The sequence below is a fragment of the Paenibacillus sp. FSL R5-0766 genome (genome assembly GCF_037971845.1).
Lineage (GTDB): Bacteria > Bacillota > Bacilli > Paenibacillales > Paenibacillaceae > Paenibacillus.
Genome location: NZ_CP150227.1, coordinates 3,962,410 through 3,978,053, shown reverse-complemented (window position 1 = coordinate 3,978,053; position 15,644 = coordinate 3,962,410). Strand labels below are relative to the sequence as shown.

Below are 15,644 nucleotides of genomic sequence, written 5' to 3'. Positions count from 1 at the left end.
CTGAAAAAGCGAAGCGTTCGCCTAAAAGCTTTCTGAAAGAAAGCTGCATCGGAAGCATACGCTATCCCCGGATTTTCCCCTTTAGAAAAGGGAATCGAAAAATCTGGGGATAACAGCGATTGGAAGGTTGTTCTGTCATCGTAGTGTCAGTGTAAATAATCTTTAGTTCAATTTATATAAAAGGGGTTGAAATTCATGGCATCTCGTAAAGAAGTGGCTGATCTTGCGGGTGTTTCCGAGGCGACGGTCTCCCGGGTGCTTAATGGGGTAGGTCCTATTAAGGAAGAGACACGCCGCAAGGTTCTTGAAGCTTCCGAACAGTTAGGCTATGTGCCCAGCGCTCTTGCTCGCAGTTTTGCCAGAAGTAAAAGCGGGAACCTTGGTGTGGTATTACCTTATGTTCCGAAGGCGCATCTGTTCTCGGCGTATTTCTTCTCGGAAATGCTGAGTGGGATTGGAAGTAAAGCCAGAGACAATAGCATGGACCTGTTGGTTATGTTCCGAACACCCGGTGAAGTGATGAATTATACGGATTTGTTCCGGCGTCAGAAAGTGGACGCTTGCATTATCCTTGGTGCCAGAGATGATCATGAAGAACTGGCGGCCATGCAGCAACTTCATCAGGAAGGACACCCATTCTGTGTCATGAATCAGCATTTTGAGGGCCAATCATTCACGGAAGTGGATGCGGATCATGTGGAAGGAAGCAGGCTTGCCATACGTCATCTTACGGATCAGGGGTATCGCAAAATCGCTTTTCTCAATGGTCCAGACAGCTATTCCAACAGCCAGGAGCGAATGGAAGGCGTTCGTCTTGGCCTGCAAGAAGCAGGTATGGAGCTGGACCCGAGTCTATTGCTTAAAGGGAATTATAGTAGAAGAAGTGGCATTGAGGCGGCAGCGATTGTAGCAGATCGCCTACATGAGATTGATGCTGTGTTTGCGGCCAATGACCGGATGGCAATAGGTGTCATGCATGGTTTGCGTGAGCGGGGAATAGGGCCTGCGGATTTTCCGGCATTTGTGGGTTATGACGACTCCGATGCCGCCGAGATGGCGGTTCCGCCGCTGAGCAGCGTCAGGGTTCCATTTTTCGAGATGGGTGAACTTGCAGTATCGAAGCTTATACATGGGTCTGTGGGTGACACACATAAAGCGAATAACTCTGTTGTAGCCGTAACCGAATCAGCGAGAGCGTTGTTGCCAACCGAACTGATCATCCGTGCTTCTTCTATCCGTCAATAGTTTATTGGTACACCTATAGAAAGACTTTTTATTATTCCAAAGGAGGAAATGACCATGTCAAATCGTCTTCGTGTCGGAATGGTTGGATACAAGTTTATGGGGAAGGCCCACAGTAATGCCTATCGCAGTCTGCCGATGTTTTTCCCGTCTGCTCCGTTGCAGCCTGAGATGTCTGTGATCTGTGGACGTAACGAGCAGGGAGTTCAAGAGGCGGCGAGCCAGTTTGGTTGGTCTGAAAGTGTAACGGATTGGCGCGAACTGGTGAAGCGGGATGATATCGATCTGATTGATATTAACGCACCAAGTGATGCCCATAAGGAAATTGCGTTGGAAGCAGCTCGTCAGGGCAAACATCTGTTTTGTGAGAAACCACTGGCCCTGTCGCTTGCGGATTCGCGTGAGATGCTTCAGGCAGCAGAGGATGCTGGAGTCGCACATATGGTCGGGTTCAACTACCGTTTCTCACCAGCGGTGCAATTAGCGAAGGATCTGGTGGAGAGCGGACGATTGGGTAAGATCTATCATTTCCGTGCTTTTTTCTTGCAGGACTGGATCATGGACCCTTCGTTCCCACTGGTATGGCGTTTGCAAAAAGAAGTGGCTGGCTCTGGTTCCCATGGGGATCTGGGCGCACACTTAATCGATCTGGCTCGTTTCCTTGTTGGTGAATTCCAGGAAGTCATCGGCATGAGCGAAACATTTATCAAAGAACGACCACTTGCAGCCGAGATGACCGGACTAAGTGCCAAGGGCAGTTCGAATGCGGATGCACCGAAAGGAGAAGTGACCGTCGATGACGCGACGTTGTTCCTGGCACGATTCGCAGGAGGGGCGCTGGGCAGCTTCGAGGCTACACGTTTTGCAGCGGGGCATCGGAGTACAAACTCGTTTGAGATTAACGGCAGTCTCGGCAGTGTACGATTTGATTTTGAGCGTATGAACGAACTGGAAGTGTATTTTACAAAGGATGAAGAGGACGTACAGGGATTCCGCCGTGTACTGGCAACCGATCCGGCACATAAATATGCTGAAGCCTGGTGGCCTGCTGGACATACGATTGGATTCGAGCACACGTTCACCCATGAAATGCTGGAGCTGGTGACAGCGATCTCTGAAGGACGCCAACCATCACCGAGTTTCCACGATGGGGTCGCGTGTCAGGCTGTACTGGAAGCAGTAGAGCGTTCGGTAACAGAACGGCGCTGGGTGACGCTTGAAGAGATGTGAGCAAGCAAGACAGTGACGTCAGGAATAAGGTTGAACACAACTAAACTAGGCGAAAGCGAGTGAATAAACGATGAGTAAAGCACTGATTGTATGGGGCGGCTGGGATGGACATGAACCGGAGCAGGTAGCAGCGATTTTTGAACGTATTTTGAAGGAAGAGCAGTTTGAGGTTGAAGTCTCGAATACGTTGGAGTCTTATGCGGATGCAGAGAAGCTGATGGGTCTGGATCTGATCGTGCCGTTGTGGACGATGGGACAGATTGAGCAGGAACTGGTCAATAACGTATCAGCGGCTGTCCAGAGCGGTGTGGGCTTGGCTGGTCTTCATGGCGGGATGTGTGATGCCTTCCGAAATAACGTAGATTGGCAGTTTATGACGGGTGGACAATGGGTTGCCCATCCAGGTAACGATGGTGTGGAGTATATGGTGAACATGAAGCGCGGCTCTAGCCCGTTATTGGATCATATTGAAGATTTTCAGGTGAAAAGTGAACAGTACTACCTGCACGTAGACCCGGCAGTGGAAGTGCTGGCAACCACTCGTTTTCCAGTGGTGACTGGTCCGCATGCAGCGAATGGGCCCGTAGATATGCCTGTTGTCTGGACGAAACGCTGGGGCGCAGGACGGGTATTCTACAACTCACTGGGACACCATGCAGACATTGTAGACATGAAACCCGTGACTGAAATGATGCGCAGTGGATTCAAATGGACAGCAGCAGGCAAAGAACTTGCCAAGAGTCGAGTAAGTTCAGCAACCGAAGTGTACACAGGTATGGCGGACAACCAGAACTAATGAGATTGTAGTTGGATTGCAAACGTAACTTCAGTGTTAACCATTCATCCTCAATGGATAAACCATTTCTGATCCACGGCGAAGGGAGCCCCAGGTATGAAAACAATGAAAGTAGGCATTATTGGCTGCGGTAAAATCAGCGGCATCTATATGGAAAACTGTCATCGGTTCGAGGTGCTGGAACTTGTTGCTGTTGCGGATCTCGATCGGAAACGTGCCGAGGAGCAGGCTGCAGCCTATAATGTGCCTAACGTATACAGCGTCGACGAAATCTTGGCTGATCCCGAGATTGAGCTGATCATCAACCTGACGATTCCTTCCGTTCATGCCGATGTATGCTTGCGGGCGCTTGAATCTGGCAAACATGTGTATGTAGAAAAACCGCTCGCGGTTACCCGTGAAGAAGGGCAGGCCGTGCTCGAAACAGCGAAGCGTAAGGGACTGCTCGTGGGTTGTGCACCAGAAACGTTCTTTGGTTCAGGAATCCAGACTTCACTTCAATTGGTGGAAGAAGGAGTAATCGGCAAGCCGGTTGCGGCGACCGCATTTATGATGAGCCGTGGTCATGAGCACTGGCACCCAGATCCGGAGTTTTATTACGCGTCAGGCGGTGGGCCAATGTTTGACATGGGTCCGTACTATCTCACCGCACTGGTTCAACTAATGGGACCGATCAAGTCGATCGCAGGTATGACAGGTAAAGCCATGGAAGAGCGGACGATTACGAGTGAGAAAAAGAGAGGCCAGACGGTTCCCGTCGAAATTCCTACTCACGTTACGGGTCTGTTACAGTTTGAACAGGGAGCCATTGGCACACTGATTACAAGTTTTGACGTATTTGGCGGAAGTGCACTGCCACCGATTGAGATATATGGCACGCATGGTACGTTGCAGGTACCTGACCCTAATACCTTCGGCGGTCCGGTTCGTTACCGTTTGTTAGGCGAACATGAATGGACGGAAGTTCCGCTTCTCCCAGGATATCAGGAAAATACACGCGGCATCGGTGTGGCAGATATGGCCTATGCAGCACATAGTGGACGTGCACACCGTGCGAGTGGGGAACTGGCCTACCATGTCCTTGAAGCCATGTGGGCATTCCACGATTCATCAGATGAGCAGACGTTCTACCAAATGAAAAGCTCGTGCCAGCGACCTGCTGCATTGCCAGTGGATCTGCCATTGTATACATTGGATAAATAAGATAGCCATTATTCTTTATGTCATGATAAATAGCCCCTTTCCTTCAAACAAGGAAAGGGGCTGTTTATATATTAAATCAAAAAAAACTGGGGATAACAGCGATCAGAAGCTTGTTCGGTCATTGGAGTGACCAGTGTAAATATTCTTTAGTCCAACTTATATAGCCATTTATGGCTCAAATCCCGCCTGACTGATCCAGATCTCATCCTCGGCAAAATAGTCTTTCATCCGCTGAACCACAGTCTGATACGCATCTGGATGATACCAATGCTCCATGCCTACTTGCTGATAGAGCGACTCCATGCCGAGCTGCCGGGTGCGCTTGCCCTCGCTGCCATCGCCCATGAAATAATCGTCAATGCATACACGCTGAACCAGAGGTCTCAAGATGGCTGCAAACTGTTCACTGCTGGGTAATACGGGAGCAATCGCAACCTGTGTCGGTATTCCGGCATCCCGCAACTGTTCCAATGCACGTAATCGGCCTGCAATTGGGGGAGCGGAGGGACTGAAATGCTTGCGCATATCGTCCAGATCCGTCTCCACCGTCATGCTGACCCGAACCCGGTCACCTAACTGCAGTAGCAGATCTATATCCCGGGTAACGAGTGGACTGCGGGTCTGGACTAATACAAAATTGGGCGGATGCTGTACCATCGTTTCAAGTAATGAACGCGTGATACACTCCTTGTATTCGGCGGGTTGATACGGGTCGGTACTGGAGGACATGAACAGAGTGACTTTCCCTTTCTGTAAGGCACGCTGCAATTCTTTGGCGAACACTCGGGAGGCCTCTTGTTTCACATCCACCCAGCTCCCCCAATCCTCTTTGCGAAATAGGGAGACAGGCATCTGTCTGACATAACAATAGGAACAACCGAAGGCGCAGCCTGTGTAAGGATTCAGTGTATGTGTATATCCATTAAGGAACCCTGTCCCCTTGTTGAGTAACGTTTTGGGTACTTTATAAGTAAGATTCGTCTTCATGAGTTTTCATGCCTTTCGCGGTAGTGTGCAGGTGTGAGACCTGTATGTTTGCGAAATACAGTAATGAAATAAGCTGAGTTAGGTATACCGACATGGCGTCCAATATCGGTGACGGTAAGTCCGGTATGTTCAAGCAACTTCCGGGCTTCGGTAATTCGTTTATCCTGAATATATTGAACCGGTGTGCGGCCTGTAATTCGCTTGAACACACGATGCAGATGATATGGACTGCCATGACTTACAGTGGCTAGGACATCCAAGGTTAGAGGTTCGGCGTAATGATGTTCGATGTAATCCGTGATCCCGTATACCCACTCCTGATCAGGTACCCGCTCGCCTGTAGGTTTACAACGTTTGCAGGGTCTGAACTTTAATGCTAACGCTTCTTCAACATGTTGAAATATCAGCACATTTTCAGCTTTGGGTGCTCTGGACTTACAGGAAGGTCGGCAGAAAATGCCCGTTGTCTGCACACCGTAAAAGAACGTTCCATCATAAGAATTATCGTTGTGGATGATGGCATGCCAGTATTTTTCATCTATAGATTCGGGCAGTATGCGATCTTGATCTCGACTTTCCACGGTGATCACCTCATCTCTAATTATACCCCTGATTCCAAGGGAGTGACGAAGTTTCAACTTAAAAAGCAAGATATCAATATTTGGGGGATAAAGCACCTTCCTTCAATCTGAACGAAATATGAGCTACAATATACTGGATGGTGTAAAGGTTATATAGGTTCAACTAAACTTTCTACACGAGAACGGAGAGGACAGAAATAACGTGAAGAAGCGAAGCGTTCGCCTAAAAGCTTTCTGAAAGAAAGCTGCTTCGGAAGCATACGCTATCCCCGGATTTTCCCTTTGAAGAAGGGAATTGAAAAAAATCTGGGGATAACAGCGATCGGAAGGTTATTCTGTCATCGGAGTGGTAAGTGTAAATATTCTTTAGTTGAACTCATATAGAACTCAAATGAAATTTATAGACGAAAGAGGTAGGTAAGCATGGTTCGATTTGGTGTAGTGGGTACTAACTGGATTACAGAAAGGCTTCTTGAAGCCGCAGTACAGGTTGATGGATTTAAATTGACCGCTGTGTATTCCAGAACTGAAGATAAGGCTAATGCATTTGCAGATAAATATGATGTTGAACACCGCTTCACCGATCTGGAAGAGTTGGCAGCAAGTGATGTGATTGATGCAGTCTACATCGCAACACCGAATACGGTTCATGCAGAGCAGGCTGAGCTTTTTCTGAGAAACGGTAAACATGTATTGTGCGAGAAACCTCTGGCTGCAAATAGCGCCGAAGTTCGGAGCATGATTGATACAGCACGAGAACATCAGGTTCTGCTCATGGAAGCGATGAAATCTACCCTTGTTCCCCAGTTCAAAATGGTGCAGAAGAACCTGCACAAAATCGGTCCTGTCCGCAAATATGTAGCAGGATACTCTCAGTATTCTTCGCGTTACGACAAGTACAAAGAGGGGATCGTCCTGAATGCGTTCAAGCCTGAACTCGCCAATGGTGCGTTAATGGATCTCGGTGTGTATTGTCTCTATCCATTGATTACATTGTTCGGTGCACCTAAGCGGGTTCAATCCCAAGCGATGATGCTGGAATCTGGCGTGGATGGACAAGGCAGTGTGCTGCTGGATTATGATGGGATGGATGCGGTTGTTACATACTCCAAAATCTCCAATTCTCATCTACCAAGCGAAATTATGGGGGAACTGGGCAGTATCATCATTGACAAGATTGGCTCACCGGAACATGCAGAGATACGTTACAATGACGGTACGGTGGAGCAGCTCACAGTCGAACAAAACCATCCGGCGATGTATTATGAAGTGGAGGAGTTCGTAAATCTGGTTGAGCTGGGCCAAAAGGAGTCTGACATGAACACGTATGAACGCTCTTATGTGACGATGCAGGTTATGGATCAGATTCGAAAGCAGATTGGGCTTGTGTTCCCTAACGATTGATTCAAGCGCAGGAAAGGAAGCTGAGACGAGATGAGCAGAGATGAGCAGAGCAACAATAGAGAGCGTCAGAAGAACAGCGGAGAAGATCAGCAGTCCAATGATTCTGGAGGTTTGGAACTGAAACAGATCGTTTTCATAGGAAGAACCTTCGAGGAATATATGAAGATGTTCAACCTGACGGTGGAGGATCTTACAGGCAAGTCTATTTTGGATTGTCCAGGTGGAGCATGTTCATTCAGTAGCAAGGCGCACAAGTTGGGTGCAGATCCCATGGCCGTGGACATTGCCTACAAATATGATATCGACGAGCTTGAGGTAAAGGGATTTCAGGACATTGAGCATACGATGAAACAGATGGAATCGGTGCAAGGCATATATGTGTGGGATCAATTTGGATCAATCCAGGGGTTAAAGGAAGAGCGAACTCGTGCAATCACAGATTGCATCGCAGATATGAGAATGTTTCCTGACCGTTATGTGGCGTCTGTGCTCCCGGTTCTACCCTTTGCGGATGAACAATTCGATCTGACGTTATCTGCCCATTTCCTGTTTACGTATGCGGATCGATTGGATGTTGATTTTCATATTGCAACCATAATGGAGCTGCTGCGTGTGAGCAAACGAGAGGTTCGTATTTTTCCAACAGTGGATCTGTCTGGCGAACGTTACAAGCACATGGATGAGTTGAAATTAATACTCGAAGAATGTGGGTGCACGGTATCCGAAGAACCAACTTCATATGAGTTTCAACGGAATGCTCACACCATGCTTCAAATTGTTAAACATAATCGAACAAGATAGGAGGTTTTTTGGATGAATAAAGTACTTATACTTGGGGGTACACGTTTTTTTGGTAAACGTCTGGTGGATCACTTGCTGTGGGAAGGGAAGTCTCAGATCACAGTCGCAACTCGTGGTAAAACGGATGTCGACTTCGGACCCGAAGTAAACCGAATCAAGATGGATCGTGAAGACCCGGAATCTCTGGCAGAGGTTGCGCAGACAGACATGTGGGATGTTGTGTACGATAATATCTGTTATTCACCGGATGCAGCGAAAGCGGCATGTGAAGCTTTTGCAGGGCGCACCAAAAGGTACGTTTTGACATCTACATTGTCTGTGTACGGTGATCCCAGACCTGGATTTAAGGAAACGGATTTTGACCCGTATACATATCCATTACACTATGGGAGTGCGGAGGATTTTTCGTATGGAGAAGGCAAACGACTTGCGGAGGCTGTATTTTTCCAGGAAGCGGATTTCCCGGTTGTGGCGATGCGCATTCCCATTGTACTCGGGATTGATGATTATACGAGAAGACTTCATTTTCATATTGAACATGTGCAAAAAGGAAAACCGATCGGCATGCCAAATCCGGATGCAGAGATTGGATTCATCAATTCCACAGAAGCGGCAAGATTTCTCGCCTGGCTTGGACATTCGTCCATTACCGGTCCGGTGAATGCAGCTTCCAAGGGTGCGATTACGCTGTCAGCCATGATTCATCTGATCGAGACGGTCACGGGCATGCAGTCCCAGATCCTCACGGAAACGGTGAAAGAGGACATGTCACCCTTCGGAATTGAGCAATCATGGACGATGGAGACGACCAAGGCAGAACAAGCAGGTTATACGTTTGAACCTCTGATGGACTGGTTCCCGGGACTCGTTCGTGAGGTCGCTCTTGCATTACAGTCGGAGCGGTAGAATATCGGCATGGATGGAACTGAAATAAACCTGATGGGCAAATCGGTTCGGACGAACTAAATCTTTTCAACGAATGAATGTAAAACAGGGTGCAGCCAGAGCGTAATCTCCGGTGCACCCTGTTCATGTTTTACATTTTTCGAGTTGGAAAGGGACCTAATCTAGATAAGTGGGACTAATCATTTAAACGATAATATTTAGTCAACTCTGGTGCTTAACTCTATTTTTGCTCACGTGGGGTAGTGGCTGAAGCCCGTATGCGCAGTTCTGACGGTAGAATGACGGTTTGGGCTTCGGAAGGTGCCTTGCCTTCAATCCGGTCAATCAGCATCTGTACGCCCTGAAACCCAAAGTCATATGCTGGCTGTGCAGCTACAGTTAGGAAAGGATCAAAAGCAGAAGCCAGATCCAGATCGTCGAAGCACACAACAGAAATGTCTTCTGGTACACGCAGTCCTCGTTTGCGCAAAAGCCGAATGACCCCAATCGCCAGCATGTTGTTGGCGGCAAAAATGGCTGTTGGTTGATTCGGTTGAGAGAGTAGTCCATCCAGTCCCTCTTCATCGCTGAAATCCCGGTACCCGGTTCGAAGCACAAGCTCGGGATCGATATCAGCTCCGGCCTCACGTAAACCCGCTATATAACCTTCCTCCCGCAGTCTGGCGGTAGAAACCTCCGACGAACCATTGACCAGTGCAATGCGCCGGTGCCCCAGTTGCACCAGATATCGGATCAGTTCAATCGCGCCTTCCCGGCTATCTCCTGCAATGATATCTGACGTAATGCCAGGTACGATGCGGTCCAGAAAGACAAACGGAATGTGACGTTCCTGCAGTTGTTTTAGATGAGGAAGAGAACGATCTCCCGCTGGGGCATAGAGTACACCATCCACGCGAGTAGATAGAATCGCATCCACGTAATCTTTTTCCTTATTATAATCCTCGTCACTATTGCCGAATAAAAGACGGTACCCACGAAGATGGGCTGCATCTTCAGCACCACGCGCCAGTGTTGTATAAAAAGGGTTGGTAATATCCGTAATAAGCAGGGAGAGCATCTGGGTTCGTTGAAGCACAAGGCTGCGTGCATTGGAGTTCGGGATGTAACCCAGTTCGTCGATTACCTGTTGCACACGTTCGCGTGTCGCGGAGCTTATGCGGCCTGTATGATTAATGACCTTGGAGACCGTCATGGCGGAGACGTTGGCTTTTTTGGCAATATCGTAAATGGTAATCATTAGAATCTAACCTTTCCGCAACATAGTCTTACCATTCTATAGGATAATGCCAATTGACAGCAACATAGGCTCATGCTATGTTAGGGTTACCGATAACCCTAAAAGGTTCTGAACGTCTTTACTACATAAACCATTTCGTTGAATTCGCTCATGCACGTTCCATTTTCTTGAATAGAGGAACTACATACAAAGCTAATTAATGAAGTGGTTTATTGTTATTTTCTTAAATATGTAAACGCATTCAATATCAAGTAAGGCTCTTGGTAATCTGTGTATGTAGTTCTTTCGTGCAACTCGGGTATCGGTTATATCTCCCATTATCTCATTTCAATCAACGCACATGGATCAGACAGAAGGTTTCTCAATTCAACCCAAATTCTATGAAACGAATTGAAGGAGGACATTCCAGTATGACACATCAGGATTATCGTTATAAACAGGCTTTCCCCAAGATTGGTATTCGTCCCACGATTGATGGAAGACGCAAAGGCGTTCGGGAGTCACTGGAAGAACAAACGATGCGGATGGCGACATCTGTTGCCGAGTTGCTTGCAGCAGAACTACGTTATCCTGACGGGTCCGCAGTGGAGTGTGTTGTGGCTGAGACCTGTATTGGCGGGGTGGCCGAGGCGGCCGCAGCATCAGAATTGTTCAGCCGTTCGAACGTTGGTGTAACGATCACCGTGACACCATGCTGGTGTTATGGTACGGAAACGATGGATATGTCGCCATCCACTCCAACAGCCATCTGGGGTTTTAACGGGACTGAACGTCCGGGTGCAGTCTATCTGGCAGCGGTACTTTCTGCTCATGCACAGAAGGGGATTCCTGCCTTTGGAATCTATGGAGAGGATGTTCAAGACGGAGGGGATACAACAATTCCCGAAGACGTGCGTGAGAAATTGCTCCGGTTCAGCCGTGCGGGTTTGGCAGCCACGACCTTGAAAGGGCAAGCGTATCTGTCCATTGGATCGGTATCCATGGGGATTGCAGGCTCGATTGTGAACGATTCATTTTTCCAGGAGTATCTGGGCATGCGCAACGAATATGTGGATATGAGCGAACTCACTCGTCGTATTGAAGAAGAAATCTACGATCCTGAGGAGTATAAGCTCGCGCTGGCTTGGGTGAAGGAGAATTGTAGCGAAGGTCCGGACAACAACGCTGCCCATCTGCAAACGGATCGTAAACGCAAAGAGTACGAATGGGAAACCGTTGTGAAAATGACCCAAATCGTGCGTGACTTGATGGCGGGCAACCCAAGATTGGCAGAGCTTGGTTTTACAGAGGAGTCGATGGGTCACCACGCGATTGTATCCGGCTTCCAGGGACAACGGCAGTGGACGGATCATTCTCCGAACGGAGATTTTCTGGAGTCGATATTAAACTCTTCCTTTGACTGGAATGGCAAACGTGCGCCTTATCTGGTTGCAACGGAGAATGACAGCCTGAACGGGGTATCGATGTTATTCGGTTCGTTACTCACGCATACGGCACAGATCTTTGCTGATGTGCGCACGTATTGGAGTCCGGATTCGGTACAGCGTGTGACGGGGCACCAGTTGGAAGGAAACGCAAAGGATGGCATTCTGCATCTAATCAACTCTGGTTCGGCAGCCTTGGATGGCACTGGACAACAGTCCAGAGATGGTAAGCCTGTACTCAAGCCATTCTGGGAAATTACAGATGAGGAAGTTCAGGACTGCCTGAAAGCAACATCGTGGAGACCGGCATCCGTAGAGTATTTCCGCGGGGGCGGCTATTCAGCGGATTTTCTGACCAAAGGCGGCATGCCTGTAACGATGACACGTCTGAATCTGGTCAAAGGACTGGGACCCGTGCTGCAAATCGCTCAGGGTTACACAGTCGATCTGCCTGAAGATGTGCATGATACGCTGGATCAGCGGACAGACCCAACCTGGCCATCCACCTGGTTTGCACCTGTTCTAACCGGATCGGGAGCGTTTACTTCCGTATACGAAGTCATGAATCAATGGGGAGCGAACCATGGGTCCATCTCATACGGACATATCGGTGCTGATCTGATCACCCTCGCTTCCATGCTTCGCATTCCGGTAAATATGCATAATGTACCTGAAACGGAAATTTTCCGTCCGCGTGCATGGGGATTGTTCGGCACAAGTGAGCCGGAGAGTGCAGACTACCGTGCTTGCAGTGTATTTGGCCCGTTGTATCGTTAAAATAAAGTTCCATTCCTGTCAAACGCCATGTACCTTGTGAAATGAGGTAACATGGCTTTCTCTTGAAAGCTGTGCTCAGAACTCGAATACGGCTTATCGCGTAGAGTTAAGGAGGCTTGAAAGAATGGGCAATCAAGCAACACATGTGCTTGCTGCCGATTACGGCGCTGGGAGTGGACGCGTAGTCCGGGGTTCATTTGATGGAAACAGACTCTCGTTACAAGAAGTGCATCGATTCAACAATGAACCCGTGCAGCTGGGCGACGGACTGTATTGGGATTTCTTGCGACTTTTTCATGAATTAAAACAAGGCATTGTGAAAGGGACGCAAGGCATCTCTCCATCGGTCCGTTCTATAGCTGTGGATACGTGGGGAGTGGACTATGGACTGGTGGATGGTGCGGGAAGGTTGTACTCGAACCCACGACACTATCGGGAAGCACGCAATGCACAGTGGATGGAAGAAGTTCTGCACATGGTGAAAGAAGAAGAACTGTATGCCATGTCCGGCGTTTTACCGCAGCAGATCAATACAGTTTTTCAACTGCTAGGCAGTGTACGAGAGCAGGCCGAAGTTTTGCGTCCGGATGTGCGCATGTTATTTATGCCGGATTTATTTCACTATTATCTATCTGGTCAGCAGGCTTGTGAGTATACGATTGCAAGTACCAGTGGGCTGTTGCATGCAGGCGAGGCACGTTGGAATGAACATCTGATCGGGCGTCTCGGTATACCGGAAACATTATTTCCAAAACTCGTTCAACCGGGCACCGTGCTGGGCAATTTAACGAATGAGTTGTGCGCCGAGTTACAGACTGGACCGATGCAGGTAGTCTCTGTGGGATCACATGATACGGCATCTGCCTTGGCAGCGATTCCTGCGATGGATTCGGATTTTGCTTTTATCAGCTGTGGTACCTGGTCTCTTATGGGGGTGGAGCGTGATACACCTGTATTGGATGACCGAAGTCGTGCATTGGGATTTACCAATGAAGGGACGGTAAGTGGAAAAGTACGCACCCTGAAAAATCGTTCAGGCTTATGGCTGCTACAGGAATGCAAACGGCAATGGGAGCGGGAGAATCAACCTCTTACACATGAAGAACTGATTCAATTGGCTACCTTGGCAGCGCCGCATCAAAGTTATGTATCGCCGGGAGATGGCGTATATTTGGCCCCAGGGAATATGGCTGAACGAATACGGCAACAATGCAGTCTCACCGGACAGACTGTGCCTGAAACGACTGGAGCGATTGTACGCTGCATTCTGGAAAGTCTTGCACTGGAATTCAGACAGACGCTGGATGAACTGCAGTTGGTTACAGGTACAAGACCTCGTGTCATTCATATGGTTGGTGGTGGTGTACACAATCGACTATTATGCCAGTTTACAGCCAATGCAGCCGGTGTCCCGGTGGTGGCAGGCCCGGCAGAGGCGACTTCAGCAGGGAATTGCATGCTGCAATTCCTTGCGCATGGAGAAGTGAGTAGCTTGGCCGAGGTACGGGAGGTCATGGCTGCTTCCTTTTCCCCCGAGATCTATGAGCCTGAGGATACTGAGCTGTGGCAGGAAGCTTATGAAAACTACCAAAGTCTAAATCAAATCAAAAGGTAATAAATAGATTCAATGCAATGAGCATTGACGCAAAATGCTAAAAAGAAAAGTATGAGGAGTGGTGAGCAACATGTCTGAACAACAAGTAAGGGAAGAGTTAACGAAGTATGCTCGGAGAGCAGTTGCTCAAGGACTGGTGGTAGGACCCGGTGGGAATCTGAGCGCTCGCTCTGGGGGAACGATGTTGTTGTCTCCGAGCGGTTATGCACTTGAAGACCTGGAACCGGACGAGTGGATCGCTATTGATATCGAGACAGGGGCGACTAGCGCGGGATCAACACGTCCGTCTTCCGAAGTATTAATGCATCTGTATAGTTATCGTGTGAATCCTGATATCCAAGCCATTGTGCATACGCACCCGGCATATACGATCGCACTTAGTCTCGTTTTCGATGAATTGCCACACTTGTTTCCTGATCAGTCCGCTTTGGTAGGTGATATCGGATTTGTTCCATATGTTTTGCCAACGACGAAACAACTTGCCGAAGCAGTCTCAGCAAAGGTAGAAGAACATACGGCACTCATTCTCGTCAATCACGGATTGGTCACAACGGGTAAAAACCTCCGCGAAGCCTATTACCGCACTCAGGTGGTGGAAGAAAGCGCGAAGGTATATATGATCGCCAAAGCAGCCGGGGAACCCAAAGTGTTAACTGCTGAAGAATATAAGGAAATTCAATCCCTTGAAAGTGAAGCCTATCGTGTACAGTTGTTGCAACAACTCAAGTCTTAAACTGAGATTAATCATTCGTCAAAACATGACATGAAACCGGACAATCCACTATTTTTCTCGTCAACTATTGCATAACCTGAAATACCGAGTATAATACTTGGTAAATAGAACGAAAAGGGGATGCAATAAACGATGAAAACACATGCTGAATTGAACTCACTTCTTGTTGACGATTATCTGGATCTCCTGAACATTGCGAAACAGCTGGGTGATGACGAATGGAAAGATGCTATTCTGCAAGCATTGAAGGAAGAAGTCGATGCGAATCATCATCTGGATTCCAAAGAGGTAAGACAGGATTTATGGATTCAATTTGAAGGCATTAATGAACAAATGCATGATCTGTTAATGCAATTGAAGCATGCCGACAGTCCTGAGGAGAAAGAGCAAATTATTGAAATGATCTGGGGATTGAAAGTAGACCGTCATGCGATCACACGTAAACTTGAAACCATGAGCCGTGCAAGCGCTGGACATCAATAAGCTCTAGGTTGATTATACATTGAAAACCCGCGTGTTTCCTGGGATTATCCCTAGGACGCACGCGGGTTTTGTTTTTGCTTTAATTGTTATTCTATACTTTAAGTGAGTGTTCAAAAAGGTCGGTTTTCAGTACCGAGAAGATGGGATGAAGCTAGAAATGGAGTAGCGGAGCGTAGGGAAAACTACGTGAGCAACGGACATTTCGGCTGAATTCCATATTCGATG

At 48.1% G+C, this 15,644-nt stretch carries 14 protein-coding genes; 11 read left to right on the top strand and 3 right to left on the bottom strand.

The window, feature by feature from the left end:
* The first annotated feature begins 195 nt into the window (after positions 1–195).
* The 4 genes from MKY66_RS17020 to MKY66_RS17005 all read left to right on the top strand — a co-directional run bounded on the left by MKY66_RS17020 (position 196) and on the right by MKY66_RS17005 (position 4,471).
* Positions 196–1,245, top strand: coding sequence for a LacI family DNA-binding transcriptional regulator (locus MKY66_RS17020; protein WP_076217228.1), 1,050 nt, complete (start codon positions 196–198; stop codon positions 1,243–1,245).
* Between the two features lie 54 nt (positions 1,246–1,299).
* Positions 1,300–2,472 (top strand): Gfo/Idh/MocA family oxidoreductase, encoded by a 1,173-nt coding sequence (locus tag MKY66_RS17015; protein ID WP_076217227.1) that lies wholly within the window; start codon positions 1,300–1,302, stop codon positions 2,470–2,472.
* A gap of 70 nt (positions 2,473–2,542) precedes the next feature.
* The gene (locus tag MKY66_RS17010; protein WP_076217226.1) at positions 2,543–3,268 is read left to right on the top strand and encodes a ThuA domain-containing protein; all 726 of its coding nucleotides are present in this window, start codon (positions 2,543–2,545) and stop codon (positions 3,266–3,268) included.
* Positions 3,269–3,364: 96 nt separating this feature from the next.
* Positions 3,365–4,471: a Gfo/Idh/MocA family oxidoreductase gene (locus MKY66_RS17005; protein ID WP_047843312.1), complete on the top strand. Its 1,107-nt coding sequence runs from the start codon at positions 3,365–3,367 to the stop codon at positions 4,469–4,471.
* Between the two features lie 168 nt (positions 4,472–4,639).
* Here the strand turns inward: MKY66_RS17005 and MKY66_RS17000 are convergent, their stop codons facing one another.
* Both MKY66_RS17000 and MKY66_RS16995 read right to left on the bottom strand, forming a co-directional pair.
* Positions 4,640–5,458, bottom strand: coding sequence for a radical SAM protein (locus MKY66_RS17000; RefSeq protein ID WP_076217225.1), 819 nt, complete (start codon positions 5,456–5,458; stop codon positions 4,640–4,642).
* Entirely contained in the window at positions 5,455–6,039 is a 585-nt protein-coding gene (locus MKY66_RS16995; protein ID WP_256704416.1) for a bifunctional transcriptional activator/DNA repair enzyme AdaA, read from the bottom strand. Before MKY66_RS16995 ends, MKY66_RS17000 begins: the two co-directional genes overlap by 4 nt.
* 423 nt (positions 6,040–6,462) lie before the next feature.
* Here MKY66_RS16995 and MKY66_RS16990 point away from each other — a divergent pair, with 423 nt between their 5' ends.
* Genes MKY66_RS16990 through MKY66_RS16980 form a run of 3 tightly spaced genes read left to right on the top strand, consistent with a single transcriptional unit; the run spans position 6,463 to position 9,150 of the window.
* On the top strand, positions 6,463–7,443 hold the full coding sequence (locus tag MKY66_RS16990) for a Gfo/Idh/MocA family oxidoreductase (RefSeq protein ID WP_076217224.1): 981 nt from the start codon (positions 6,463–6,465) through the stop codon (positions 7,441–7,443).
* 30 nt (positions 7,444–7,473) lie between these two features.
* Positions 7,474–8,244 (top strand): SAM-dependent methyltransferase, encoded by a 771-nt coding sequence (locus MKY66_RS16985; RefSeq protein ID WP_083657447.1) that lies wholly within the window; start codon positions 7,474–7,476, stop codon positions 8,242–8,244.
* Positions 8,245–8,256: 12 nt separating this feature from the next.
* Positions 8,257–9,150, top strand: a complete 894-nt coding sequence (locus tag MKY66_RS16980; protein WP_076217223.1) for an NAD-dependent epimerase/dehydratase family protein — start codon at positions 8,257–8,259, stop codon at positions 9,148–9,150.
* A gap of 220 nt (positions 9,151–9,370) precedes the next feature.
* On the opposite strand, the gene MKY66_RS16975 is transcribed toward MKY66_RS16980, so the two are convergent.
* Positions 9,371–10,387, bottom strand: coding sequence for a LacI family DNA-binding transcriptional regulator (locus MKY66_RS16975; protein WP_076217222.1), 1,017 nt, complete (start codon positions 10,385–10,387; stop codon positions 9,371–9,373).
* A 410-nt stretch (positions 10,388–10,797) separates the two neighbouring features.
* Here MKY66_RS16975 and MKY66_RS16970 point away from each other — a divergent pair, with 410 nt between their 5' ends.
* The 4 genes from MKY66_RS16970 (at position 10,798) to MKY66_RS16955 (ending at position 15,419) form a co-directional block, all read left to right on the top strand.
* Positions 10,798–12,588: an L-fucose isomerase gene (locus tag MKY66_RS16970; protein WP_076217221.1), complete on the top strand. Its 1,791-nt coding sequence runs from the start codon at positions 10,798–10,800 to the stop codon at positions 12,586–12,588.
* A 124-nt stretch (positions 12,589–12,712) separates the two neighbouring features.
* The gene (locus MKY66_RS16965) at positions 12,713–14,203 is read left to right on the top strand and encodes a rhamnulokinase family protein (RefSeq protein ID WP_076217220.1); all 1,491 of its coding nucleotides are present in this window, start codon (positions 12,713–12,715) and stop codon (positions 14,201–14,203) included.
* A 70-nt stretch (positions 14,204–14,273) separates the two neighbouring features.
* Entirely contained in the window at positions 14,274–14,936 is a 663-nt protein-coding gene (locus MKY66_RS16960) for a class II aldolase/adducin family protein (RefSeq protein ID WP_076217219.1), read from the top strand.
* A gap of 132 nt (positions 14,937–15,068) precedes the next feature.
* A complete protein-coding gene (locus tag MKY66_RS16955; RefSeq protein ID WP_036613800.1) occupies positions 15,069–15,419 on the top strand; it encodes a hypothetical protein in 351 nt (116 codons plus the stop codon).
* Positions 15,420–15,644: the final 225 nt, after the last annotated feature.

Coding starts and splice junctions, on each gene's coding strand:
- MKY66_RS16970 (WP_076217221.1), top strand. CDS start 10,798: ATGACACATCAGGATTATCGTTATAAACAGGCTTTCCCCAAGATTGGT.
- MKY66_RS16990 (WP_076217224.1), top strand. CDS start 6,463: ATGGTTCGATTTGGTGTAGTGGGTACTAACTGGATTACAGAAAGGCTT.
- MKY66_RS16965 (WP_076217220.1), top strand. CDS start 12,713: ATGGGCAATCAAGCAACACATGTGCTTGCTGCCGATTACGGCGCTGGG.
- MKY66_RS17010 (WP_076217226.1), top strand. CDS start 2,543: ATGAGTAAAGCACTGATTGTATGGGGCGGCTGGGATGGACATGAACCG.
- MKY66_RS16960 (WP_076217219.1), top strand. CDS start 14,274: ATGTCTGAACAACAAGTAAGGGAAGAGTTAACGAAGTATGCTCGGAGA.
- MKY66_RS17005 (WP_047843312.1), top strand. CDS start 3,365: ATGAAAACAATGAAAGTAGGCATTATTGGCTGCGGTAAAATCAGCGGC.
- MKY66_RS16985 (WP_083657447.1), top strand. CDS start 7,474: ATGAGCAGAGATGAGCAGAGCAACAATAGAGAGCGTCAGAAGAACAGC.
- MKY66_RS16975 (WP_076217222.1), bottom strand. CDS start 10,387: ATGATTACCATTTACGATATTGCCAAAAAAGCCAACGTCTCCGCCATG.
- MKY66_RS16955 (WP_036613800.1), top strand. CDS start 15,069: ATGAAAACACATGCTGAATTGAACTCACTTCTTGTTGACGATTATCTG.
- MKY66_RS17020 (WP_076217228.1), top strand. CDS start 196: ATGGCATCTCGTAAAGAAGTGGCTGATCTTGCGGGTGTTTCCGAGGCG.
- MKY66_RS16980 (WP_076217223.1), top strand. CDS start 8,257: ATGAATAAAGTACTTATACTTGGGGGTACACGTTTTTTTGGTAAACGT.
- MKY66_RS17015 (WP_076217227.1), top strand. CDS start 1,300: ATGTCAAATCGTCTTCGTGTCGGAATGGTTGGATACAAGTTTATGGGG.
- MKY66_RS17000 (WP_076217225.1), bottom strand. CDS start 5,458: ATGAAGACGAATCTTACTTATAAAGTACCCAAAACGTTACTCAACAAG.